The sequence below is a fragment of the Anaerococcus hydrogenalis genome, from assembly GCF_002871895.1.
Classification (GTDB): Bacteria; Bacillota; Clostridia; order Tissierellales; family Peptoniphilaceae; genus Anaerococcus; species Anaerococcus hydrogenalis.
Window position 1 is genome coordinate 78,392 of the sequence record NZ_PNHP01000004.1, and the last position, 22,315, is coordinate 100,706.

Below are 22,315 nucleotides of genomic sequence, written 5' to 3' on the forward strand. Positions count from 1 at the left end.
CATGGAAAAATTTTCAAAAATTTCAGATAAAATAACTCAAAATATCGGTTTAATTATTGTAATATTTTCTGTCGTAGCCTATTTTGTCCCAGATTATTTTTCTTGGATGACAAATTACACTACTATTTTTCTTGCCCTTGCCATGTTTGGAATGGGAACATCAATCGAGGCCGATGCCTTTAAGAAAATTTTGAAAAATCCTAGGGATATTTTTATAGGATCCTTGGCACAATTTACAATTATGCCACTAATAGCTTGGATTTTGGCTCTTGGTTTTAATGTAAATAGAGATATTGCTTTAGGAGTTATCCTTGTTGGGTCACGCCCTGGAGGAACTGCATCAAATGTAATAACCCACATAGCTGGAGGAAATGTTTCATTGTCAGTTTCAATGACAATTTTATCTACCCTCCTCGCCCCACTTGTAACACCATTTTTGGTATATCTTTTGGCAGGAAGATGGGTTGAAGTATCAATACTCGCCATGTTTAAATCAGTTGTTACAGTAGTTTTAATACCAGTTTTGATGGGAATTTTCGCAAAAAAATTAAGCCCCGAAAAAATGGAAAAATCAAAATCAATTTTCCCACTAATATCATCCCTTGCAATTATTTTAATAATTTCAGGAATAATCGGAGCAAACTCAGAAAAAATTGCCAAATCAGGATTAATCGTATTATTGATAGTAATGATCCACAATGCTTTGGGACTTTTGTTGGGACTTGGAGTTTCCAAATTATTTAAAATGGATTACGACAAACAAACTGCCCTATCAATCGAAGTCGGCATGCAAAACTCAGGCCTTGCCATCCAACTTGCAACAGCAAATTTCGCCCTAAACCCACTAGCAACACTTCCTGGAGCAATTTTTTCAATCTGGCACAACATATCAGGCTCAATATTTGCATCAATTAGAAGAAAAGATGTAAAAGAGATTGCCCTTGCTAGGGAAAAATAAAAAAAATAGATGAGGAAATTTCTCCTCATCTTTTATTTTTTTTAAAATTAAAAATAAAAAATCTAATAACTATAGCAACCGAATTATAGGTGAACTTTTAAATATTCTTCCATTATTTCATCTGGCACAAGTCTTCCTCCTGTCGCCCATGAAAAATGATTTATATTTTCTTTAATTTCTAATAAATTATTTTCTTCTAAATATTTTCTACTGGCTTCATATTCAAATAATTTTGCTGGTCCTTCAAAAGCAGAGCAAGCTGAAGGTTCAATTCTTATGCCTTCGCTGTCATTTAAATCTCTCATATAATCAAACAATTTGTTGTCATTCATTGTGAAAATTCCAGAAATTATTGGTTCCATAACTTTTCCAACAAAATCTGATGGTCTTCCAACAGCAAGTCCATCCGCTTCTGTTTTCCCATCAATTCCAAAATCTTGAACAGATATATCTCCGTTAAGTCCTGTAGCCATTCCAATTAACATACATGGAGCATGAGTTGGTTCAATATAGAAGATATGGCAAGAATCTCCAAAAACTTTCTTTAAGCCGAAAGAAACTCCACCTGGTGATCCACCTACTCCACATGGAAGATAGAAAAATGCTGGATGGTCTTTGTCAACTTTTATTCCTTGATCTTCTATTTGTTTTTTAATTCTATTTGCAGCAACTGCATAGCCCAAAAATAATATAGAAGAATTTTCGTCATCAACAAAATAAGAATTTGGATTTTCGTCAGATTTTTTTCTACCAAGCTCAACTGCCTTTGTAAAATCTCCATCATATTCTACAACCTCAGCGCCCTTTGATCTTAATAAATCTTTTTTCCATTGTTTGGCATCATTTGACATGTGAACAATAACTTTAAAACCTAAAGTTGCTGAACTAATTCCAATAGATAGGCCAAGATTTCCTGTAGATCCAACTTGGATTGTATGTTTTGAGAAAAATCCCCTAAACTTATCACTTGCCAAAATTCTATAATCATCATCTTCTTTTAGCATTCCAGCTTCCATTGCTAGCTTTTCAGCATGGTATAAAACTTCATAAATTCCACCTCTGGCTTTAATTGATCCAGCAACAGCCAAGTGAGAATCCATTTTTAAATATAAATTTCCCTCAAGAGAAGTTTTTTCCTTTAAAACTTTTTCCATATTAGGAATTTTTTTAAGAGGTGATTCAATAATTCCATTTGTTTGTTTAGTATCATCAAAATATTCCATTAATAAAGGAGCAAACCTTTTTAATCTGTCCTCGGCATCTTTGATATTATTTTCATCAAAAGGAAAGTTTTCCCAAACAGCTTGGCCTGTTTTTTTCTTCTTATTAATCCAAACTGTCTCCTTTTGATCCGCAACATTTTTTAAAACTGGTTCTTTTTCAATAAATTTACTAATATCCATTTTATTCTCCACTTATTAAATTATATTAAATAGTATTTACTTACATTAAGTTTATCATTTGTAAAAACCTTGTCAATAATTTAGCGAAAAATCATGTTTTATTATATATCTATGGTATAATAATATTTAATAAAAGAAAGTAAAGCAGAAAAGGTGGTCAAAATGAATAAGCTAGGCAAAAATATCAAAAATTTTAGAATTTCAAAAAATTTATCCCTCAAAAATTTAGCAGAAAAAATAGATGTCTCTCCTTCAATGTTAAGCCAAATTGAAAGTGGAAAGGCAAACCCCTCCCTTAATACTTTAAAATTAATTTCAAAATATTTGGAAGTTCCTATGTTTACTTTGTTTATAGAAGAAGATATAGACCGTCCCATGCTTGTTAAAAAAGATGATAGAATCTGTATAACAAGTGGAGGCAAAGGTTCCAAATACCAGTTGAGTTATGATTTATTAAGTCCTGATATGAAAGGTGAAATTCAACTTTGTGAAATGAAGCTTTCCGCTTTCCAATACAATTCTGATGATTTTAATTTTCATAATGGTGAAGAAGTTGCAGTCTGTACTTTGGGAAAAATCGACCTTGTTTTAGAGAATAAATCTATAAAACTTAATAAAGGAGATTCGGTTAGAATCCCAAAAAAAGTCAAGCATAAGTGGAAAAACCCAACAAAAAGCGACTGTGCAATCATATTTGCAATTAGCCCACCTATTTTTTAAAAAAAAACCTTTAATCTATTTAAAAGATTAAAGGTCTTTTTTTTCTATTTCTTCTTAGCCTTATCCCAAATTTCTAGATAAGATTTGTAGAAAGAAAGATCTTGGACAGTTTCCAAAACTCCTAAATAATTTTCGTTTTTATCCCTAACTGCATAATAGGTCACTGCGTGGTCGTGGCCCTTTATATTTTTTATAATTTGAAATTTATCCTTACTTCCTTCTTTAAATTCACCAATAAGCCTTCTTACGATTGGTTCAACTTGGGGTGGATGGCATGAATAAACTTCCCTTCCCAAGGATGTCTTCGCCCTTTTGAAAATTTTTTCACCCTTTATGTCATTATAGTAAGCATTTATATCATTTTTATCTACGAAAGTTATCTCAATTTCTAAAGTATCAAGAAGGGCCTCAAGCTCATTAACTTTCACCTTTCCTTTAGAAAAATTAATATATCCATCCTCAGAATTTGTTTCATCTTTAAAATTTTCTCCCTCATCCCAAATCTCTTTTTCAATAATATCATCAGGATAGGCTTTCAAATCCTCATAAAGTCCCAAAAAATCTTCATTAGAAATCACATCTTCCATCAAGGGATATAAGATATTTTCTTCCTTATAAGTCATCTCCCTTGCTCTTTCAAATACCTTTTTGACCTCATCAAAATCAGATTTTTTGAAAGCTTTTTTGAAATTTTTAGAAATTTCAATATCAACTCCCCACATAATTTCAGATGGACCTGGCTTATTATAATTTTCCTTTAGCAAAGGATAAATCAAGTCTCCCTTTTTCCTATAATGGGAAGTAATTTTATTGGAAATATCCTTAATTTCTTCCAAATCTTTCCTATCTTCTCCTAAATCTATTAGCTTTTTAATTTCTTCATTTTCCAAAAAGAAAAACCTAAGAGGATGGCCAGAAATATTTATTAATTTCAAATCCTTTCCTCCTTCACTTTCAGTTTTTCCATGAAAAAGTGAAGAATGAACATCGCAAAGCCTTTGAACATCAGACCTATCAACTCCTCCTTCAAGAAGAGCCTCTTCAGCATCCATAATTTCAGAAGATGAAACATTTTCGAAATTTTTTACAAAATCCTTTCTAACACTTTCAAGATCTTCCCCTTCTGACAATCTTTTTACATAAGATTTAATGAGTTCTCTTCTATTTTTAACCTCTAAATCATCATAAGAGTTAACAATTTCATAACCCAAATCTTCTAATTTTTTCTCAACATTATCAATTCCAACCATCTTTGCCCCGCGTCTAATAGACATTTTTTTGCCCATAGTTTTGAGCATAAGAGGGTTGGAAAGATTTTTAAAACCAAGACCTATAAGATCTTTTTTTAATTTATCATCATGATTAACTAAATCATAAATAGCCTTATTAATATCAATTTTTTTAGTCATAATACCCTCCACTATTATTATACTCGGCAATTGATAATGTCTATTATTTACATAAAAAAAGCAAGAAATATCTTGCTTTTTAATCTCTTATCCTACTATATTTTTTAAAACACCAATTTTTTCAATTTCCATTTCAATTTCATCATAATTTTTCAAAAATCTAGGAGGATCAAAGGCCATTCCAACACCAGATGGAGTACCTGTTGCTATGATAGTGCCTTTTTTTAAGGTCATAGCTTCCGACAAATTTTCAATCATTCTATCAACTGATAAAATCATATTTTTTGTAGAATTTTCTTGCCTTGTTTCCCCATTTATTTTTGTTCTAAGCCTTAAATTATTATAATCAAAACTTCCATCATTTAACAAAATACAAGGTCCCATTACAGATGAACCATCAAAACTTTTTCCATAATACCATTGTTTGTATTTTGTTTGAAGGTCTCTTGCTGAAAGATCATTAAAAATAGTAAAACCAAATATATAATTTTTAGCCTCATCTGCTTTTACATTTTTACAATCTTTTCCAATAATTATCCCTAACTCAATTTCATAATCAAGGCGTGAAGTAATTTTTTTATTTAAGACAATTATATCATCATTTCCTAAAACCTTATTAGCCCTTTTTGAAAAATAAATTGTATCAACGTCTTTGGTAAAATCTTTTTTGGAAACAAGCTCTACCTCATATTTGTGGTCTGTATAATTCATACCTATACAAATTATATCTTGTTTTGGATATTCTATTGGACTTAAAATTTTATAATTTTTTTTGACCTCTTTTGCATTTGATAAATCAAGTTTTAATAAATCAATACCGGATGCTATAAGATCATTTATGTCTTTAAAATTATATCCCAAACTTTCTAACAAATATACTTTTTCTTTTTCTTCAATTAAAATTTTTTTATGATTTTCTATTTCTACATAAAAAACTTTCACTATAGTCCCCTATCTGCAAAATCCAAATTCAAATTTTGAATTTTTATTATATCTTCTAAAATCTCTTTTTGTTCCAAAAGAACTTCTGCTATTTCTTTTTCTGTATTTTCTGTCTTTCTAAATATAGGATAAGTAGCTGACATTGCTGCCTTTATTTTTCCACTTTCTCTAATTGGAACGGCTACGCAAGATGTATTCATTGTAAATTCTTGATTTTCAACTGCATATCCAAGCTCTCTCACCTTATGTATGTCTTCTATTAACTCATCTACACTGCCTATAGAATTTTCCGTATATTTTACAAAATCATAATTTTTGTATTTTTCAATTATTTCTTGATCGCTAAAACCTGACAACAAAGCTTTGCCCAAACCAGTATTTATAGCAGGTATTTTTTTTCCAACTGAACTTACAATTTCTATATTATCACTCGCATTGACTTTTCCTAAATAAAAAACCATGTATTCATCCAAAACACCAAATTGTACAATTTCTCCTATCCTATCTACAACTATTTCCATTTGTTTTATAATTGTAGATAAACAATCAAGTTGTCCAGAATATGATAAGCCCAACTGAAAAAGTTTAAAGGATGCTACATAGCATCCTTTATCATTTTTTTCTAGAAAATCAGTTTTTTCCAAGGTTTTTAAAATTGGACTTAATGTGCTTTTTGGTATAGCCAGTTTTTTTGATATATCTATTAATGAAATCCCATTCTCATAATTATTTACTAACTCAAGAATTCTTACAACCCTTAATGTTGGATTGTGTAATTTTTCAACCATGATGACCTCACCTCTCATGGTCTATTATAACACAACTATTTTATTTGTTCGTATTCTTGAACTACATCTTCCAAAATTTTTCTACCCTTTTCATAAATATCTTCTGATAATTGATTATAAGGGAAAATTGATTTTGATGAAATATCAACTCCTCTTACTCCCATCAATCTTTTGAATAAGTGTGAAAAATTACTATCAAGGTCATATAAAGGCATCAATTTGTGAATTAGAGTTGATAATTTATAAACTTTATCAAAATTTTTCTCTTTTGTAGCTTTAATTAAATCAGCCCATAAATCAGGAACTAAATTAGCTAATGCTCCAATACAACCAGCTCCACCTGTAGTTAAATTGTACAAAAATTGATCATCAAAGCCTGAATAAACTTTTGTGTTTTTACCTTCTGTACTTCTTAAAAGCCTATTAGTATGGAGAGGATCCATAACAGAATCTTTCAAGCCAACAATATTATTATTTTCATTTACTAATTTAGCATAAGTATCTCCAGAAATTGAATATCCACTTCTTGCTGGGAAATTATAAATATAAATATCTCCATCAACTTTTTTAGCCAATTCATTATAATAAATGAACATTTTCTCATCATCAGTTCCAAAATAATATGGTCCAATAACCATAACTCCTTTGTAACCGATTTTTATAGCCTCATTACTAAGCTTAACTGTATCCTCAAATGATGGACAATTACTACCAAAATACAAATCCACTCTACCATTTGTATAATCATAATAATCTTTTGCAAATTGCAACTTATCTTCATAATCAAGTACGGTAAATTCCCCAGTACTACCAAGTACAAGAATACCATCAACCCCACCATCAACAAGAAAATCAATAACTTTCTTATTCTCCTCAAAATCTGGCTTTTCATTCTCATCAAAAACCGTAACAACTGGCACTATTATTTCACACATAAATTCCTCCTAAAATATATTCTAATCTCCTAAAATTTTTATTTTAAACGAAATTAGCTCCTCTTTGAATAGCAAGTTCAGTATATCCCAAAGTTTCTGCCTTAGTCAATTTACCATTACAGAAATCAATCATTTCGTCAAAATATTCATCCGCCAATTCTTCCATTGTTTTTTCTCCGTATATAGTTGGACTTGCATCCCAATCCAAGTTATCTGACATAGTCTTTGCAGTTTCTCTATTTCCAGTTATTTTTACAACTGGAGCTATAGGATTTCCTGTAGGTGTTCCTCTACCTGTAGAAAATACAACTATTTGACATCCACCTGCAATCATTCCAGCAACAGATGATGGATCATTTCCTGGAGTATCCATTATTACTAGACCTTCTTTTGTTTCTAATTGTTTTGAATAATCATAAACACCATTAACGGTTGTAGTTCCACCTTTATGAATACATCCTAGTGATTTTTCTTCTAAAGTTGTCAATCCACCCTCTTTATTTCCAGGAGATGGGTTTCCTTCTCTTACTTCTTCTCCTGTATTTTTTATTATGTGATCTTCAAATCTATGAACTATATCATAAATTCTTTTTTTAACTTCATCATTTTTAGCTCTTCTTGCCAAAATATGCTCAGCTCCTATAAATTCTGTTGTTTCACTTAAAACAGTTGTACCGCCATTTTCAACCATTTTGTCTGATAAATTTCCAATTAAAACATTTGATGCCAAACCACTTGTAGGATCTGATCCTCCACATTCTGTTCCCATAATAAGTTCAGAAATTGGAACTTCTTCTCTTCTTAGCATAGAAGCTTGTGCCGCAAATTCTTTTGCATATCTTGTAGCTTTTTCTATAGCTTTTAATGTTCCACCTTCTTCTTGGATTATTACAGATTCCATTGGCTTATTTGTTCTTTTTTCAATTTCCTTTTTAACCAAATTTAATTGAGCATTCTCACAACCCAAAGAAACTAAAACAGTAGCATAAATATTAGGATTTGCAGCAAATCCTGCCAATGTATCAAGGGTATACTCAAAATCTTTGCCCAATTGAGAACAGCCCAACTGCATATTAAAAGTAACAGCTTCTCTAACTTGACTTGCAATTATTCTAGTTGTATCAGATGCACATACTGAACATGGTAAAACTAAAATATGATTTCTAATTCCAACTCTTCCATCGCTTCTTTTATATCCCCAAAAAGTTTTTGTCATTTTATTTCTCCTTTTATTCTATAGCCTCAAGATCTTCACGACGACCTTCAGTATTATGATCATGAACGTGTTCGCCTATTTTTATTTCTTTTATAGCAAATCCTATATGCTCTCCATATTTTATTACAGGGTGTTCAATTTTTATATTTTTAATTGCTATTTTATGATAAATTTTAATATCATCCAAAGCCTTTAAACTTTTTATTTCTCCGTCCAAATCTTTATACTCAACGACATCATCTTTTTTTATAGGTTCAATTGCTACGATTACATTATCTTTATCATTTATAATTACAGAATTTATCATATCATTCTCCTAGTCTTATTTTGCTTTCCAATCTTTTTTGCTAAAGTCTTGTCCTTGTAGTGGATATTTAGGGCATCCGTATTTTTTTGCCCACCAAGCTGTTATTATAGGTATTAATATAGCTGTCATAACTGTAGATGCCGCAACTTGAGTTGTCGCTGCTGTAACATATGGTGCCCAACTTGCATCAATTGATGCTACTACTGCAGGTACAGCAATAGCATTTCCTGCAGTTGATGAAACAGCCCAACCTGCATAGCCAGGTCTTTTATTGAAAATCCTATCACACAAAACCACAAATGGCCCACTAATACAAACTGTGATTATACCCAACAGTATTCCAGGAGCTCCTCCAGCAACTATTCCTTTTACATCTATTCCAGCACCTAAAGTAATACCAACAAATGGTAAAAGTAATCCTATACCTGGTTCTAAAAATTCACTCATTTTCTTATCTATATTTCCAATTATCATTCCAAAAATTATAGGAACTATTACCGCTATTAAAGATGTTATAGGAATTTGTGCTAAGCCACTAGCTCCTAAGGTAACCAATGTTAAAAATGGACCATCATTAATTGCTAATAAACTCATTGCTGTTTGATCAACTTCATCACCATATTCTACATTTAATGCCAAATACATTGAACCATTAGAATTTGTTATTGCACTTATTATTGCAAGAGTTGTAAGCCCAAATATACCTACCATACCAAAAGCTTTTCCTACAATTATTCCTATTATAGCTCCAATAACATATTTAGATAAAAGTAACACGCCACCTCTTCTTACTACTTCAGCTAATTCTTTAACCCTCAATTGAGCTCCCATACAAACTAATTGAACACCTAGAACAGCTGCCGTTCCTGCGCTAGTAAAAACAGCTGTTGTAAATGACCCTATTTGTAACATATCTGGGAAAAATGTATTTATAAGAGCAGATAGAAACATTGGCACTATCATCATTCCCGCAGGGACTTTTTTTAAAAATTTTAAAATCATAATTATCTCCTATTATTATATTGATTTTACATAAAGACAAACATTTTGTTACTTAGTAAAATTTTTCAAATCTTCTGTACAGTAAATATTGCTCCTTGTTTACTTATATGGAATTATTTTTACATTCCTTATTAATTTAAATATTTTTTTCATATATAAGTATAACTACTTTTCTAACTTTCTAATATTATAAATTTTTGGTAAGTCATAATATTTTATGCAAGTATGCTCAGTATCTCCCTCCATCTCAAATTTAAATTGGCCTTTTTAAATCTGTTCGTATTTGCGTTTTTATATGTATATACGTCTTATATTTATAATATAACTCACTTTGAAATCGATGTCAAGGATTTTAATTCATTTTTTCTGCCTTATTTTGTCTTATTATTTTTTTATATTTAAATTTCAAATTTAAATTTATCAAATTTTGTTTATTCAACTAAAAAAACAAGCGATATTTTCGCTTGTTTTACTTTTTAATATTCACAATCAACAACACTTACAAGTAAAGATTTGGGTCCTAGGTGGACTCCAAATACTGGTGGGACTGGCATTTCTTTGAATAGTTTTGCATTTTTTATTTCATCTTTTAATAATTCTTTCATTATTTTTATTTCTTCAAAGCTTGATCCGCCGCCTATTGCTAGCACGTACTCTTTTCTATCTTTAATTTTTTTCTTTACAAGTTTTGCCATTTCTTTGAAAGATTTTTTCTTGCCTATTACTTTTTTGGCAATTTTAATTTCCCCGTCTTTCATTGTAAAAATCGGGGTAAAATTTATTAGGTTTGCTACTTTCCCAATTGATTTTGGTAGTCTACCTCCTTTTACAAGGTAGTCAAGACTATCTGCCCTTACAAATATATTTGCTTTTTCTACATCTGCTAGGGCCTGTTTATAGATTTGATCATAATTTTTTCCATCTATTGCACCTTGGGCTGCTTTTGTTGCTATAAAATAAAGGGGAAGGGAGGCTATTTTCGTATCTATTACATCTATTGTCACATCTTTTTCTATATGGTCTTTGGCCAAATTCATCATGTTATTCATGCCAGAAAGTGATGATCCTATTGAAAAACAAAGAATTTTATTATATCCTTCGTCTATATATTTTTCCAACATTTCTGTAAATTCTCCAACTCCTGGAATTGAAGTGGTCACTTTTTCTTCACTTTTTCCAAGTTTATCAAAAAATTCTTCATTTTCTATATCAACTTGGTCTGTGTATGTTTTATCCCCAAAATGAATTTTGAAGGAAATTACTCCAATATTATATTTTTTTGCTTCTTCAAGACTAATAGAGTTTCCCGAATCAACTATTATTTTTATTTTTTCCATTTTATTCCTCAATGATAATATTTAAAAAAAGAGCCTCAAAACAAAAAGTTTCAAGGCCCTTGTCTTTTTTTATTTTTTATAAATAATATTTTTCTACTACATTTAGCTCATCATCTAATTCGTAAACTAGTGGTTTTCCTGTTGGAATTTCTAAGTCCATTATATCGTCATCAGATATTTTTTCTAAGTGTTTTGCCATAGCTCTTAGGGAATTTCCGTGAGCTGCAACTAAAACTGTTTTTCCATCTAATAAGTCTTTTGCAATATTGTCTGTATAAAATGGAAGACATCTTTCAAGTGTTACTTTTAAGTTTTCAGCTACTGGGATTATTTCTTTTGGAAATTCTTTAAACCTATCTTGGCTTGCTTGTGCCTTTGCATCTTCGTCTGATAATGCTGGTGGAAGTGTATCATATGATCTTCTCCAAATATGAACTTGTTCATCTCCATATTTTTCTGCTGTTTCTTTTTTGTTTAAGCCTTGAAGTGCTCCATAGTGACGTTCATTTAATCTCCATGATTTTACTTGTGGAACAAATAATTGATCAGAATATTCTAAGGCAAAGTTACAAGTTTTGATAGCTCTTTTTAAAATTGATGTATAAGCAACATCAAATTTAATTCCAGCTTCTTTTATTTTTCTTCCAGCTTCTTTTGCTTCTTCTACTCCTTTTTCTGATAAATCAACATCTACCCAACCAGTAAATTTGTTGGCAAGGTTCCATTCGCTTTGTCCGTGTCTTACGAAAACTAATTTTTTTGTCATTATCTTCTCCTCATTTTTTCCTTTTTTTCAAGTTGTTTTTGCTTGGCTTTCATTGACTCATTCTTTTCTTCATCAATGTTATCAATCCATGTGAGGGCATTCGCAGTTCCCTTTATTACACATTCCCTAGGTTCTTCTGCAATTTTTACACCAATTTGCAATCTTTCCTTTATTCTTTTTGAAAGACCTAGTGTAAGCGCTCCGCCACCTGTTAAGAATATACCTCTTTCGTACAAATCTGCAGCAAGCTCTGGTGGTGTTTGTTCCAAAACATTTTTAATTCCATTTATAATTTTATCAATTGAAGGAAGAAGGCAAGCATAAATTTCTCCTACTGGGATGTAAATTCTTGATGGAAGTCCATCTTCTATAAGTCTTCCTACAACTTCAATAGAGTCTGTAAAGTCTACTTCTTGGGCCTTAATTTTTATCATTTCAGCACTAGATTCACCAATTAGCATCCTGTATCTTTTTCTAATATGATCTTTTATATCATTATCAAAAGTATCACCAGAAATTTCTATTGAATCACTTGTTACGATTTGTCCCATAGAAACTACAGCAATATCAGAAGTCCCCCCTCCAATATCTATAACCATATTTCCCTTTTCATCTGTAATATCTATATCCGCACCAATTGCTGCTGCAAGGGGTTCGTCTATCAAATAAACTCTGTGGGCCCCAGCGTTTTCTGCTGCTTGAAGGACAGCTCTTTTTTCAATTTGAGTCGCCTTACTTGGCACACAAATCAAAAGATCTGGTTTGAAAAAGGACTTATCCATAGATTTTTTTAAAAAATATTTTAACATCTCTTCTGTTGCTTTAAAGTCAGCGATAACTCCATCTTTTAATGGCTTTAAAGCTACTACATTCCCAGGAGTTCTGCCCAATATTTTTTTGGCATCCTTTCCAACTGAAAGTATTTTTCCAGTAAGAGTGTCTTTTGCTATAACTGAAGGTTCTTCTAAACAAATTCCCTTATCTTCGACGAAAACTAGGACTGAGGCTGTTCCTAAATCTATTGCAACACTTTTTCTAAACCTTGACATGGCCTCTCCTATTTATTTTTTAATTTATCAACTTGGTCTAATTTTTCCCAAGTAAAGTCTTGGTCATTTCTTCCAAAATGTCCATAAGCTGCTGTTTTTTTGAAAATTGGTCTTTGTAAATCTAACTTGTCAATTATTGCTTGAGGTCTAAAATCAAAAACTTCTTTTACGATTTCTGATAATTTTTCATCTTCATATTTACCAGTTCCAAAACTATCTACATAAATTGAAAGTGGTCTTGCAACTCCAATTGCGTAAGCTACCCCTATTTCACATTTTTTGCAAAGACCTGCTGCTACCATATTTTTTGCTGCATATCTTGCCATGTAAGCTGCTGATCTGTCAACTTTTGTAGCGTCTTTTCCAGAAAATGCTCCACCACCAGATTTTGAATATCCACCGTAGGAATCTACAATTATTTTTCTTCCTGTAAGTCCAGAATCTCCCTTTGGTCCACCAACTACAAATTTTCCTGTTGGATTTATATAATATTTTGTATCATCGTCGATGTATTTTGGATCTATTACTTCTTTGATTACTTTTTCAATTACATCTTTTTTAATTTGTTCAAGACTTACATCTTCTGAGTGTTGGGTTGAAATAACTATAGAGTCTACCCTTTTTAAAACTCCATCTTCGTATTCAACTGTAACTTGGCTTTTACCATCTGGTCTTAAGTAATCAAGAATTTTTTCTTTCCTAACATAGGTTAACCTTTGGGCAAGTTTTTGAGCATAAACAACTGATAGTGGAAGGTATTCTTCTGTTTCATCATCTGCATAACCAAAAACCATTCCTTGGTCACCTGCTCCAATTTTGTCATACTTATCATTTGTTGACTTATAATCCATAGAATCGTCAACACCTTGGGCGATGTCAGGTGATTGTTCTATAAGAGATGTTAATACTGCAACATTTTGATAGTCAAATCCTAATTTTGGATCATCATAACCTATTTCTCTTATTGTCTCTCTTGCTATATTTTCTATTGGGGCATAGGCCTTTGTTGAAATTTCTCCAACAACCATTACAAGCCCTGTTGTTGTTACACATTCACAAGCTACCCTTGAGTTTTTATCTTGTTTTAAACATTCATCCAAGATGGCATCAGATATTTGATCGCATACCTTATCTGGATGTCCTTCTGTTACTGATTCTGATGTAAATAATTTTTTCATCTTAACTCCCTTCTTTTAAGGATAATTATACCTTAAACTGTTTCTTTTTTTATTTTATTTTTTCTAATAAAACCACAGCTCTTGCCTCAATTCCTTCTCCACGTCCTGTGAAAGATAATTTTTCTGAGGTTGATGCTTTTATTGATACATTTTCTATATCTGTTTTTAAATGTTTTGCTAATTTTTTTTGAATCTCTTCTCTTTTTGGTGAAATTTTTGGCATCTCACAAATTATAACTGTATCCAAATTTCCAATTTTATAGGATTTTTCCTCCATTAATTTTACCACCCTATCGAGAAGTTTTATGGAATATATATCCTTATATTCATCATCTGTATCTGGAAATAAATTTCCTATATCAGGAAGGTTTAAGGCTCCAAGTATTGCATCCATTATGGCATGAACCAAAACATCTGCATCGGAATGACCCAAAAGTCCCTTTTCATACTGAAATTCTACTCCCCCAAGAATTAATTTTCTATTTTCTACTAATTTGTGAACATCATATCCTAATCCAATTCTCATCTAATCCTCCAAAAATCCTCTAGCAAATATCAAATCTTCCGGTGTTGTAATTTTTATATTAGAATATTCCCCTTCAACTACCTTGATTTTTTCCTTGCTAAAAATTTCAAAAAGCTGGCTATCGTCAGTTATAGTAAGATCACTTTTTATATATTTTTCGTAATAAGATAGGATCATCTCCTTATCAAAAGCCTGGGGTGTTTGAACATTGTAGACTTCTTTTCTAAGTGGTGTATTTTTTACCAACAAATCTTCTCCTACAATTTTCACCGTATCTTTTGATTTTACTGCACTTATTACAGCCTTATATTCTCTTAACTCATCCATTATATTTTTAAATAATTTTTTGCTCGCAAAAGGCCTTACCCCATCGTGGGTTAAGACCAATTTTGAATCTTTATCTACAGCTTTTAGGCCCTCATAGGTCGAAAGTTCTCTTGTTTCTTTGCCAAATACATAGGATATTTTTTTCTTGTATTTTTTTATAATATCTTTTAGGTAGTCTTCATCATCTTTTCTAATTACCACAATTATCTGGTCAATTTCTTCTAAAGATACTACTGTATCCAAACATATTTCTAGGATTTTTCTTCCCTTTAATTCTATGTAAGGCTTGGCCTTGTCTGATTTCATCCTAAGTCCATTGCCTGCTGCTGTAATTACTGCTGATATTTTTTTATCGTCTATCATATTATTCCTTTGCCTTTACAAAAATCATCTTTCCTGCTGATGTTTGCAAAACACTTGTTACTGTCGAATTTATTTTCTTTCCTATTAAATCTTTTCCATCTTCAACTACAACCATGGTTCCATCTTCAAGATAACCAACTCCTTGGTTTCTAGATTTTCCTTCTTTGATAACCTCAATTTCCATCAGCTCTCCTGGTAAAACTTTAGTTTTCATGGCATTTGCCAAGTCATTTATATTTAAAACTGTAATTCCTTGTACATCTGCGACCTTATTTAAATTGTAGTCGTTGGTAAATATTTTTGCTCCCGTATCTTGGGCATATTTTAATAATTTTGAATCAACTTCTTTTATTTCAGGATAATCTTTTGAGCTTATTTCAAGATTTATATCCTTATTTTTTTTGATCTCTTTTACAACATCAAGCCCACGTCTGCCCCTTTCTCTTTTTAAGTCATCGGGACTATCGGCTATGTGTTGGAGCTCTTCTAAGACAAATTCTGGTATTATAAGCTTTCCTTCTATGAAGTTTATTCTTATAATATCTAAAATTCTTCCATCAATTAATACCGATGTATCGATTAATTTTAAGGAAGTATCCTTTGAAATTTCCTTTTTATTTTCTTTTCTGTTTGGCTTTTTAACTTCTTTTACTTTTTGAAATATCTGTGGGTACTTGTCTGGATATTTTGAAGCGATTCTCCATCCCAAAAGTCCAAAGCCCAAATAAATAATAATAGATAATAGCACAAAAATTGAATTACCAACTACTGGTAATGATAAAGAGCTTAGGGGTTTGGTTGCAAGAAAGGCTAAAATCAATCCTACAATAACTCCACTTATTCCAACTGCCACACTAAGTGGTGGTAGATCTTCTAAGTATTTTTCTAAATTCATAAAAATATTTTCCATCATCTTGTAAATAAAGCCTGATAGAAAATAAAATATGCCTGCAAATATTAAAGCTATTAGCACATTAGCTGTTATAAAAAAAACAGAACTATCTATTGTAAAATCCACAACAGATAGTACCAATTTTACTACAGATATGCCTAGAATAGCTCCAATTACAGAAAACATAATTCGAAATATTCTATTAAACATATTTTTCTCCCAATATTAAATTATAAGCCTATTGATTCATCAATCATCTTTTCGGCTTGGTCTTTTTCTAGAGAACCCGACATAACTAATTCGCTTGCCATAATTCTTCTAGCCCTGTTTAAAAGTTTCTTTTCAGTTGTTGAAAGTCCCTTGTCATCGTCCAAGGCAACAAGATCTCTTACCATATTTGCAATTTTGAAAATATCTCCAGTTTTTAAAATTTCTTGGTTTTCCCTATATCTTAGGTTCCAATTACCATTTAAATCTTCTGGTTTTTCATCTAAGATTGCAAGTATTTTTTCTCCTTCTTCTTTTGATATTACATCCCTAATATTCATTTTATTAATATTTGATTTAGGAATTGAAATATCCATATTACCTATAGGCATCTTTAGAATAAAATATTCTTTCTCCTCGCCTAAAAATTCTTTGGTTTCTACAGAATCTATTATCCCAGCACCATGCATAGGATAAACTATTTTATCACCGATTTTAAACATTTTGACCTCCTAGGTTCTCTATATATATTATAACCTTTTTTGGTCAAATAGTAAACGAAATAATTTTACAGTATACTCCCCCTATAATCTTTTGTCAATCATTTTTTTATTTGATAAAAGTTCTTTAGAATTTTTCGCAAAACCACACCTCATTTTTACAGCCCTGTTTAAAACTTTTATCTCACTTTTTTTATAAGATCCCCCAAAATCTCCATCCAAGGTCCAATCAATTTTTTCATCACTTTCTACCTTAAATACAGATCCTGACCTAAAGATTACATTGTCGTTTTCTTTTTTACTCCTAAGCCCATCTATAATTTGGTTTAATTCTATAAGGCCTTTTGGTTTTTTTATTAAAGCTGCCTCAAAAACTCCATCATCAAGACCAATATTTTTATTATAAAAATTATTAAAGCCCCCAACTGATACAGAATTTGTAGCCATAAAATGGATAAATTCTCCTTCAAAAACTTCATCATCTATTGTTATTTTTGCTTTGTAAGCTTTTAAATTTGAAACAGTTTTCACTCCTTCTAGTATATAGGCAAATCTTCCAAAAATATTTTTCATTGATTGGTCTGTTTCGTAAGAAACTTGAGCAATTGAACCAAAAGCTGCAACATAGGTGAAAAATTTTGAATTAAATTGTCCAACATCTATATCCATAACCTCGCCTTTTACGGCAAGTTTGGTTGCTTTTTTTATATCTGTAGGAATTTTTAATGACCTTGAAAAATCATTGGTAGATCCTGTTGGAATATATCCTATTATAGATTTTTCTTGTGATTTTAATAGGCCAGATACAACCTCATCCAAGGTTCCATCTCCCCCACTTACCAAAATCTCTTGGTAATCTTTGGCAAATTCTTTTACCTTTTCTCTGGCATCATTTGCCTTTTGAGTAGCGTAAACTGTTGGAAAATAAGAATTTTTGCTAAAATATTCAACTATTTCGCTAAGGTGGTTTCCTATAGTTTTTTGCCCACTCATTGGATTGTATATATACAATAATTTTTTCATTTTATCCCTCAAATTCATTAATAAATATATTTATATTTTACTTATATTCCAATATTTTTAAAGTATTTTCTTATCAAAATATTTTTATTTTACTTATTTAAGTGATATACTTAAAATTGATAACATATAAAATATAACATACAAAAAGGAGATAAATATGGAGAAAAATAATACAAGGTTTATAGTTGAAGGAGGAGTGTCAATTGCTCTTTCATTTATACTTTCCTTTGTCGTTTTATTTAGGATGCCTCTTGGCGGATCTGTTACCCTTGCTTCTAGACTTCCCCTAGTAATTTTTGCAGTAAGATGGGGTTTTAAAAAAGGCTTGTGGGCAGCTCTAATTTTTGGAATTTTGAATATGGTTTTTGGAGGATATGTAATTCATCCAGCCCAAGCTATCTTGGATTATATACTTTCTTTTTCAGCAATTGCCCTTTCTGGAATTTCCTTTGGAAAAAGCAAAACAAAATTTTCTTATATTCCATCAATTATTATTTCTTATTTAGTAAGTGGTTTATTTAATGTAATTAGCGCCTTCGTATTCTTTAACGATATGGCAACAGCAAAAGCTGCAGGATTTAATAATTTTACCCTCTATGCCTTTGCTTATAATTATTCCTTCTTGGCAGTAGACGCCTTGATTTTAATTGTTGTCTTCTTGTTAATATATGATAGGCTAAAAATATTTTTAAATAAGCAAAAATAAAAATAATAATTTGAAAAGACCATCCTTGGATGGTCTTTTATTTTGATACGGATTCTACTATTTCTAAGTCTCCTTGGAAAGTATAATTTTTTACATAATTTGTCAAAATGAAAAAATCTCCTTTTTTTATTGGATATTTTTCATCATCTACTATAAGTTGGCCCTCTCCATTTATTATACTTTCTAATAAATAAGGATCTTTTCTATCAAAAGAATCTTTTCCTTTTACATTTATTTTTTTTACTGTAAAATACTCATTTTCATACAAAAGTTCTGATTTTTCTTCTAAATTTTCATGAGTTTTTTCTGTATCAAGACACTTCATTGCCTCTTTTGATTTTTCCAAATGTAAATCTCTTTTGTTACCATTTTTATCCACCCTATCATAATCGTAAAGTCTGTAGGTCAAATCTGATGCTTGTTGGATCTCCAAAATCAAACTTCCCTTTTTTATGGCGTGAACCATACCTGCAGGAACCTTAAAAAAATCTCCCTTGATAGACTTTTCTACATTTAACAAGTCTTCCCACTTTTTATTATCAATCATTTTTAAAGCCTTATTTTTATCATCAGTTTTTAAACCATAAATAATTGAGGCCTCATCTTCATTTAAAATATACCAACACTCACTTTTACCATATGAATTTTCTTTTTTTGCCATGTCATCATCAGGATGAACTTGGATTGATAAGTCATCGTTCGCATCTATTAGTTTTATTAAAAGAGGAAATTTCTTCTTATTTCCATTTCCAAAAAGCTCTTTGTGATTTTTATATAAAAATCCTAAATTTTCTCCCCTATATTTTCCATTTAAAATTTTTGAAGGAAAATCTTCCATGGCAGAAATAGCCCAATATTCCCCAATATTTTCTGATTCAAATTGGTAGGGAAAGTCATTTTTGAGTCTTTCTCCTCCCCAAATTTTTTCTACAAATTCTCCTTTTAAAAATAATACTTTTTCCATAATCCACCTCCCTTTTACTATACTAAGAAAAAAACAAAGCCCAAGGATAAAGCTTGGGCTTATTTTTTATGCTACTGTTAATTTATTTTTGTGGAAGAAGTTTGTAAGATAAATTTGTACTGCTGACACTACCATGTTTAATATAGTACCTAGTCCCATTATTCTCGTCAATTCTTCTACACTTTCTACATTACTTAAATAAAAACCATTTTGTATTTGATCTGAGCTTTTTGCTACATTTACTGAGAATGTTTCTAAAAATTTCACACCAAATGTTAGGCCTAAAATCGAAATTACTATTGTTATCAAAATAAAGACTAAAACCGGTCCAAATTTTCCCAAATCTTTAAAAGTTTTGCTTGAGCCTATGCTAATTGAGGCTAAAATTCTTGTAAAAGTTGCAAGTAAGGAAATTAAAACTGTAATTATAAAGATAATTATGGTTTTTGTTGGAAATTGGCCTAAGACGGTTTTTATTTGCCTAAATATCAGACTTATTTCTTCTCCCCTTGCTCCTGTTGTAATAAGAAAGGATCCAAAAAATTCTAGCAAAAATATAAAGCCTGCAAGTATAGCGATAATCATTATATTTAAAATCCTTGATGTGGTTACATCTTTTGATTTTACTGGAAGAACATCATAAAAGGCAGCTTGATCTCCATAAAATTTTTTGTAGTCATTTAATATTACAATTATCATAGATACTGCAAAGGATGAATACATTAGAAGCATTGATAGAACTGTTATAAAATCCAAAAATGCTGAGTCCAGATATGAATTTATAAAGTTTAATACAATAGATAAAATTATAGGAACTATAATCCAAGGTAGGATGTCCCTAATATTTTCTTTTAATTGGCGTTTTAATAACTTAGACATTGAAAACCTCCTCAAAATATTCTTCAACTCCCATCTTGTGCTTTTGTCTTAAATCATCAATATTTTCTTCCAAAATAATTTTTCCATCTGATATGAATACAACCTCATCTAACAATCTTTCGATTTGGCTAATCAAATGAGTTGAAATAATCATAAGACCTTCTGAATCAAAATTATCAATTATTACATCCATAATCTTTTTCCTGCTTGCAGGATCAATTCCACTCATAGGCTCATCCAAAAGATATAAGTCAGATTTTCTTGAAAGGGTAAGGGCAATTTGGACCTTGTCCTTCATTCCTTTTGACATATTTTTTATTTTCATATTCATATCAAGTTTGAAATCTCTGATAATTTTTTCGAATTTTTCCTTGGAAAAATCTTCAAAAAATTCCCCATATAAATTTGAAATTTTTAACAAATTATATGATTTGTCCAAAGGAAGGTGGTCAGGTTGGTAGGATACAAAAGATTTTGTAAGATGATTTGGATTTTCTCCTCCAATTTTAACCTCCCCAGCATAATTTTTTTCAAGACCTGCAAGAATCCTAAGTAAGGTTGTTTTTCCCGATCCATTCGGTCCCAAAAGTCCAATGACTTTTCCCTTTTCAAAAGATAAATTTAATTTATCCAAAACAAGTTTGTTTTTATATGACATAGTCAAATTTTTAATCTCTAACATTAGTCCACCTCCCAAAATTTATCAAGACCATCAAGAGCATCTTCTTTTGAAATTTTTAAATTTTTTGCATTTGCTATAAAATCTTCGCAAATTACTTCAAAAGCATTTTTTGATAAAGATTTTATCAAGTCTTTATCATCAGTTACAAACCTTCCCGCCGTCCTTTGGCTTTTACAAAGTCCATCTCGCTCAAGCTCAGCCAAAGCCCTTTGAACAGTATTTGGATTGACCTCATAAAATTTTGCCAAATTTCTTACAGAGGCAATTTTTTCACCAGGACTCCAAATACCACTTGAAATTTTCGACTTAAAATCTTCCAAAATTTGAAGATAAATAGGCCTATCATTATCAAATTCCATTTATTCCTCCTTTTTTATAGCCTGACCAATAATTAAACCAAAAAGCATTCCAATAGGAATCCAATATCCCATATTATTGAAAAGACTTCCAAAAGCTGCTCCAAAAATAAGACCAATCCCAATTCCTTCAGCCAAATAATTTCCATCATTTTCTAAATTTTTTTCTTTTTTATAATTTTTATCCAATTTTTTTATTAAAAATATTAAAGAAATCCCCAATAAAAATATTGGAAAAATTATTTTTAAAATTCCCATCTCTCTCCTTTGTACCTTTGTATTATTGTATCACTTTCTTAATACAATTATATAGCATTTTTTATTTTTGTAAAGTCTTTTTTAAAATATTACTTAATCTTTACAAATTTTTTTAAATTTCAAAACAAAGCTATCTTATTATTTATGTGAAAAGAAAAGGATAAGATAAATAATTTAAGCCACAAGCTTATCTCTTCCTTAATAAATATTTTATTTTTTTCTTTGAAAATATTTGTTAAAATCCCTCAAAACAAATAGAAAAAATTTAGCCTTATCTTATTACAAAATAGTAATTTTCCGGAAGATTAGGCTAAATTGAAGTTTTTAGTTTCTCTTAATACAAAGATTTCTTGAAAAATATTTATATCCGCAATTTTTCAAGAAGTTCTTTTTTATTTCAATAAAAAAATAGCCTTAGGAGCAACCCTAAGACCGGACCGTTAACAAAGTATACAAATCCTCACGCTAAGAATATCATACGTAAAAAATTGATTTGATTTCAAATTTAAAAATTCGTCAAAAATCGCACTGTTTGAGCGCGAGCGAGTTTGCGATTTTAGAATTTTAAAATTTAGAAATCAACAATTTTTGAAGTCAGATATTCGTGCTTGAGGGGTTGTTT

25 protein-coding genes are annotated in these 22,315 nt (G+C 30.6%); 3 read left to right on the top strand and 22 right to left on the bottom strand.

What is annotated here, in order from left to right; genetic code table 11:
* Nucleotide 1 precedes the first annotated feature (1 nt).
* Nucleotides 2-958, top strand: a complete 957-nt coding sequence (locus CJ192_RS06610) for a bile acid:sodium symporter family protein (protein WP_102198229.1) — start codon at nt 2-4, stop codon at nt 956-958.
* Nucleotides 959-1,041: 83 nt separating this feature from the next.
* On the opposite strand, the gene dsdA is transcribed toward CJ192_RS06610, so the two are convergent.
* On the bottom strand, nt 1,042-2,361 hold the full coding sequence (dsdA, locus tag CJ192_RS06615) for a D-serine ammonia-lyase (protein ID WP_102198230.1): 1,320 nt from the start codon (nt 2,359-2,361) through the stop codon (nt 1,042-1,044).
* Between the two features lie 162 nt (nt 2,362-2,523).
* Here dsdA and CJ192_RS06620 point away from each other — a divergent pair, with 162 nt between their 5' ends.
* Complete coding sequence (locus CJ192_RS06620; protein ID WP_102198231.1) at nt 2,524-3,081, top strand: helix-turn-helix domain-containing protein; 558 nt, start codon at nt 2,524-2,526, stop codon at nt 3,079-3,081.
* 44 nt (nt 3,082-3,125) lie between these two features.
* On the opposite strand, the gene CJ192_RS06625 is transcribed toward CJ192_RS06620, so the two are convergent.
* From CJ192_RS06625 to CJ192_RS06700, 16 genes are all read right to left on the bottom strand, one after another.
* Entirely contained in the window at nt 3,126-4,490 is a 1,365-nt protein-coding gene (locus CJ192_RS06625) for a DUF438 domain-containing protein (protein WP_102198232.1), read from the bottom strand.
* Between the two features lie 87 nt (nt 4,491-4,577).
* On the bottom strand, nt 4,578-5,432 hold the full coding sequence (locus CJ192_RS06630) for a fumarylacetoacetate hydrolase family protein (RefSeq protein ID WP_102198233.1): 855 nt from the start codon (nt 5,430-5,432) through the stop codon (nt 4,578-4,580).
* Entirely contained in the window at nt 5,432-6,220 is a 789-nt protein-coding gene (locus CJ192_RS06635; protein WP_102198234.1) for an IclR family transcriptional regulator, read from the bottom strand. Before CJ192_RS06635 ends, CJ192_RS06630 begins: the two co-directional genes overlap by 1 nt.
* A gap of 35 nt (nt 6,221-6,255) precedes the next feature.
* Nucleotides 6,256-7,155, bottom strand: coding sequence for a dihydrodipicolinate synthase family protein (locus CJ192_RS06640; RefSeq protein WP_102198235.1), 900 nt, complete (start codon nt 7,153-7,155; stop codon nt 6,256-6,258).
* 43 nt (nt 7,156-7,198) lie between these two features.
* The gene (locus CJ192_RS06645) at nt 7,199-8,371 is read right to left on the bottom strand and encodes a UxaA family hydrolase (RefSeq protein ID WP_102198236.1); all 1,173 of its coding nucleotides are present in this window, start codon (nt 8,369-8,371) and stop codon (nt 7,199-7,201) included.
* Nucleotides 8,372-8,384: 13 nt separating this feature from the next.
* On the bottom strand, nt 8,385-8,678 hold the full coding sequence (locus tag CJ192_RS06650; protein ID WP_102198237.1) for a UxaA family hydrolase: 294 nt from the start codon (nt 8,676-8,678) through the stop codon (nt 8,385-8,387).
* 15 nt (nt 8,679-8,693) lie between these two features.
* Nucleotides 8,694-9,680, bottom strand: coding sequence for a 2-keto-3-deoxygluconate permease (locus CJ192_RS06655; protein ID WP_058989631.1), 987 nt, complete (start codon nt 9,678-9,680; stop codon nt 8,694-8,696).
* A gap of 476 nt (nt 9,681-10,156) precedes the next feature.
* Entirely contained in the window at nt 10,157-11,017 is an 861-nt protein-coding gene (locus CJ192_RS06660) for a DegV family protein (RefSeq protein ID WP_102198238.1), read from the bottom strand.
* Between the two features lie 76 nt (nt 11,018-11,093).
* A complete protein-coding gene (gene gpmA / locus CJ192_RS06665) occupies nt 11,094-11,783 on the bottom strand; it encodes a 2,3-diphosphoglycerate-dependent phosphoglycerate mutase (RefSeq protein WP_102198239.1) in 690 nt (229 codons plus the stop codon).
* On the bottom strand, nt 11,783-12,832 hold the full coding sequence (mreB, locus tag CJ192_RS06670) for a rod shape-determining protein (protein ID WP_004814873.1): 1,050 nt from the start codon (nt 12,830-12,832) through the stop codon (nt 11,783-11,785). Before mreB ends, gpmA begins: the two co-directional genes overlap by 1 nt.
* Before the next feature lie 8 nt (nt 12,833-12,840).
* Nucleotides 12,841-14,010, bottom strand: a complete 1,170-nt coding sequence (gene metK, locus CJ192_RS06675) for a methionine adenosyltransferase (RefSeq protein WP_004814875.1) — start codon at nt 14,008-14,010, stop codon at nt 12,841-12,843.
* A gap of 49 nt (nt 14,011-14,059) precedes the next feature.
* Nucleotides 14,060-14,536: a 2-C-methyl-D-erythritol 2,4-cyclodiphosphate synthase gene (gene ispF / locus CJ192_RS06680; RefSeq protein WP_102198240.1), complete on the bottom strand. Its 477-nt coding sequence runs from the start codon at nt 14,534-14,536 to the stop codon at nt 14,060-14,062.
* Entirely contained in the window at nt 14,537-15,226 is a 690-nt protein-coding gene (gene ispD / locus CJ192_RS06685; RefSeq protein ID WP_102198241.1) for a 2-C-methyl-D-erythritol 4-phosphate cytidylyltransferase, read from the bottom strand.
* A gap of 1 nt (nt 15,227) precedes the next feature.
* A complete protein-coding gene (locus tag CJ192_RS06690; protein WP_102198242.1) occupies nt 15,228-16,328 on the bottom strand; it encodes a PIN/TRAM domain-containing protein in 1,101 nt (366 codons plus the stop codon).
* A 20-nt stretch (nt 16,329-16,348) separates the two neighbouring features.
* Nucleotides 16,349-16,828 (bottom strand): CarD family transcriptional regulator, encoded by a 480-nt coding sequence (locus CJ192_RS06695; protein WP_004814883.1) that lies wholly within the window; start codon nt 16,826-16,828, stop codon nt 16,349-16,351.
* Between the two features lie 81 nt (nt 16,829-16,909).
* A complete protein-coding gene (locus CJ192_RS06700) occupies nt 16,910-17,848 on the bottom strand; it encodes a diacylglycerol/lipid kinase family protein (protein ID WP_102198243.1) in 939 nt (312 codons plus the stop codon).
* Nucleotides 17,849-18,005: 157 nt separating this feature from the next.
* Between CJ192_RS06700 and CJ192_RS06705 the strand changes: the two genes are divergently transcribed.
* Nucleotides 18,006-18,554 carry an energy-coupled thiamine transporter ThiT gene (locus tag CJ192_RS06705; protein ID WP_102198244.1) on the top strand — a complete coding sequence of 183 codons (549 nt, stop codon included), beginning with the start codon at nt 18,006-18,008 and terminating at the stop codon, nt 18,552-18,554.
* Nucleotides 18,555-18,591: 37 nt separating this feature from the next.
* On the opposite strand, the gene CJ192_RS06710 is transcribed toward CJ192_RS06705, so the two are convergent.
* The 5 genes from CJ192_RS06710 to CJ192_RS06730 all read right to left on the bottom strand — a co-directional run bounded on the left by CJ192_RS06710 (nt 18,592) and on the right by CJ192_RS06730 (nt 21,693).
* Entirely contained in the window at nt 18,592-19,518 is a 927-nt protein-coding gene (locus CJ192_RS06710; protein ID WP_102198245.1) for a type I phosphomannose isomerase catalytic subunit, read from the bottom strand.
* A gap of 66 nt (nt 19,519-19,584) precedes the next feature.
* Nucleotides 19,585-20,397, bottom strand: coding sequence for a hypothetical protein (locus CJ192_RS06715; RefSeq protein WP_102198246.1), 813 nt, complete (start codon nt 20,395-20,397; stop codon nt 19,585-19,587).
* Complete coding sequence (locus tag CJ192_RS06720) at nt 20,390-21,079, bottom strand: ABC transporter ATP-binding protein (RefSeq protein ID WP_102198247.1); 690 nt, start codon at nt 21,077-21,079, stop codon at nt 20,390-20,392. The genes CJ192_RS06715 and CJ192_RS06720 overlap by 8 nt, the downstream gene beginning before the upstream one ends.
* Entirely contained in the window at nt 21,079-21,438 is a 360-nt protein-coding gene (locus CJ192_RS06725) for a GntR family transcriptional regulator (RefSeq protein WP_004816143.1), read from the bottom strand. The genes CJ192_RS06720 and CJ192_RS06725 overlap by 1 nt, the downstream gene beginning before the upstream one ends.
* Nucleotides 21,439-21,693, bottom strand: coding sequence for a glycine zipper domain-containing protein (locus tag CJ192_RS06730; RefSeq protein ID WP_102198248.1), 255 nt, complete (start codon nt 21,691-21,693; stop codon nt 21,439-21,441). It lies immediately after the preceding gene.
* Between the last annotated feature and the right edge of the window lie 622 nt (nt 21,694-22,315).

What these genes read in the sequence shown, in the direction of transcription:
- CJ192_RS06610 (WP_102198229.1), top strand. Translation starts at nt 2, where the DNA reads ATGGAAAAATTTTCAAAAATTTCAGATAAAATAACTCAAAATATCGGT.
- CJ192_RS06710 (WP_102198245.1), bottom strand. Translation starts at nt 19,518, where the DNA reads ATGGAAAAAGTATTATTTTTAAAAGGAGAATTTGTAGAAAAAATTTGG.
- CJ192_RS06720 (WP_102198247.1), bottom strand. Translation starts at nt 21,079, where the DNA reads ATGTTAGAGATTAAAAATTTGACTATGTCATATAAAAACAAACTTGTT.
- CJ192_RS06645 (WP_102198236.1), bottom strand. Translation starts at nt 8,371, where the DNA reads ATGACAAAAACTTTTTGGGGATATAAAAGAAGCGATGGAAGAGTTGGA.
- CJ192_RS06700 (WP_102198243.1), bottom strand. Translation starts at nt 17,848, where the DNA reads ATGAAAAAATTATTGTATATATACAATCCAATGAGTGGGCAAAAAACT.
- CJ192_RS06695 (WP_004814883.1), bottom strand. Translation starts at nt 16,828, where the DNA reads ATGTTTAAAATCGGTGATAAAATAGTTTATCCTATGCATGGTGCTGGG.
- CJ192_RS06650 (WP_102198237.1), bottom strand. Translation starts at nt 8,678, where the DNA reads ATGATAAATTCTGTAATTATAAATGATAAAGATAATGTAATCGTAGCA.
- ispF (WP_102198240.1), bottom strand. Translation starts at nt 14,536, where the DNA reads ATGAGAATTGGATTAGGATATGATGTTCACAAATTAGTAGAAAATAGA.
- metK (WP_004814875.1), bottom strand. Translation starts at nt 14,010, where the DNA reads ATGAAAAAATTATTTACATCAGAATCAGTAACAGAAGGACATCCAGAT.
- CJ192_RS06660 (WP_102198238.1), bottom strand. Translation starts at nt 11,017, where the DNA reads ATGGAAAAAATAAAAATAATAGTTGATTCGGGAAACTCTATTAGTCTT.
- dsdA (WP_102198230.1), bottom strand. Translation starts at nt 2,361, where the DNA reads ATGGATATTAGTAAATTTATTGAAAAAGAACCAGTTTTAAAAAATGTT.
- CJ192_RS06715 (WP_102198246.1), bottom strand. Translation starts at nt 20,397, where the DNA reads ATGTCTAAGTTATTAAAACGCCAATTAAAAGAAAATATTAGGGACATC.
- CJ192_RS06635 (WP_102198234.1), bottom strand. Translation starts at nt 6,220, where the DNA reads ATGGTTGAAAAATTACACAATCCAACATTAAGGGTTGTAAGAATTCTT.
- CJ192_RS06625 (WP_102198232.1), bottom strand. Translation starts at nt 4,490, where the DNA reads ATGACTAAAAAAATTGATATTAATAAGGCTATTTATGATTTAGTTAAT.
- ispD (WP_102198241.1), bottom strand. Translation starts at nt 15,226, where the DNA reads ATGATAGACGATAAAAAAATATCAGCAGTAATTACAGCAGCAGGCAAT.
- gpmA (WP_102198239.1), bottom strand. Translation starts at nt 11,783, where the DNA reads ATGACAAAAAAATTAGTTTTCGTAAGACACGGACAAAGCGAATGGAAC.
- CJ192_RS06655 (WP_058989631.1), bottom strand. Translation starts at nt 9,680, where the DNA reads ATGATTTTAAAATTTTTAAAAAAAGTCCCTGCGGGAATGATGATAGTG.
- CJ192_RS06620 (WP_102198231.1), top strand. Translation starts at nt 2,524, where the DNA reads ATGAATAAGCTAGGCAAAAATATCAAAAATTTTAGAATTTCAAAAAAT.
- CJ192_RS06730 (WP_102198248.1), bottom strand. Translation starts at nt 21,693, where the DNA reads ATGGGAATTTTAAAAATAATTTTTCCAATATTTTTATTGGGGATTTCT.
- CJ192_RS06640 (WP_102198235.1), bottom strand. Translation starts at nt 7,155, where the DNA reads ATGTGTGAAATAATAGTGCCAGTTGTTACGGTTTTTGATGAGAATGAA.
- CJ192_RS06705 (WP_102198244.1), top strand. Translation starts at nt 18,006, where the DNA reads ATGGAGAAAAATAATACAAGGTTTATAGTTGAAGGAGGAGTGTCAATT.
- mreB (WP_004814873.1), bottom strand. Translation starts at nt 12,832, where the DNA reads ATGTCAAGGTTTAGAAAAAGTGTTGCAATAGATTTAGGAACAGCCTCA.
- CJ192_RS06690 (WP_102198242.1), bottom strand. Translation starts at nt 16,328, where the DNA reads ATGTTTAATAGAATATTTCGAATTATGTTTTCTGTAATTGGAGCTATT.
- CJ192_RS06725 (WP_004816143.1), bottom strand. Translation starts at nt 21,438, where the DNA reads ATGGAATTTGATAATGATAGGCCTATTTATCTTCAAATTTTGGAAGAT.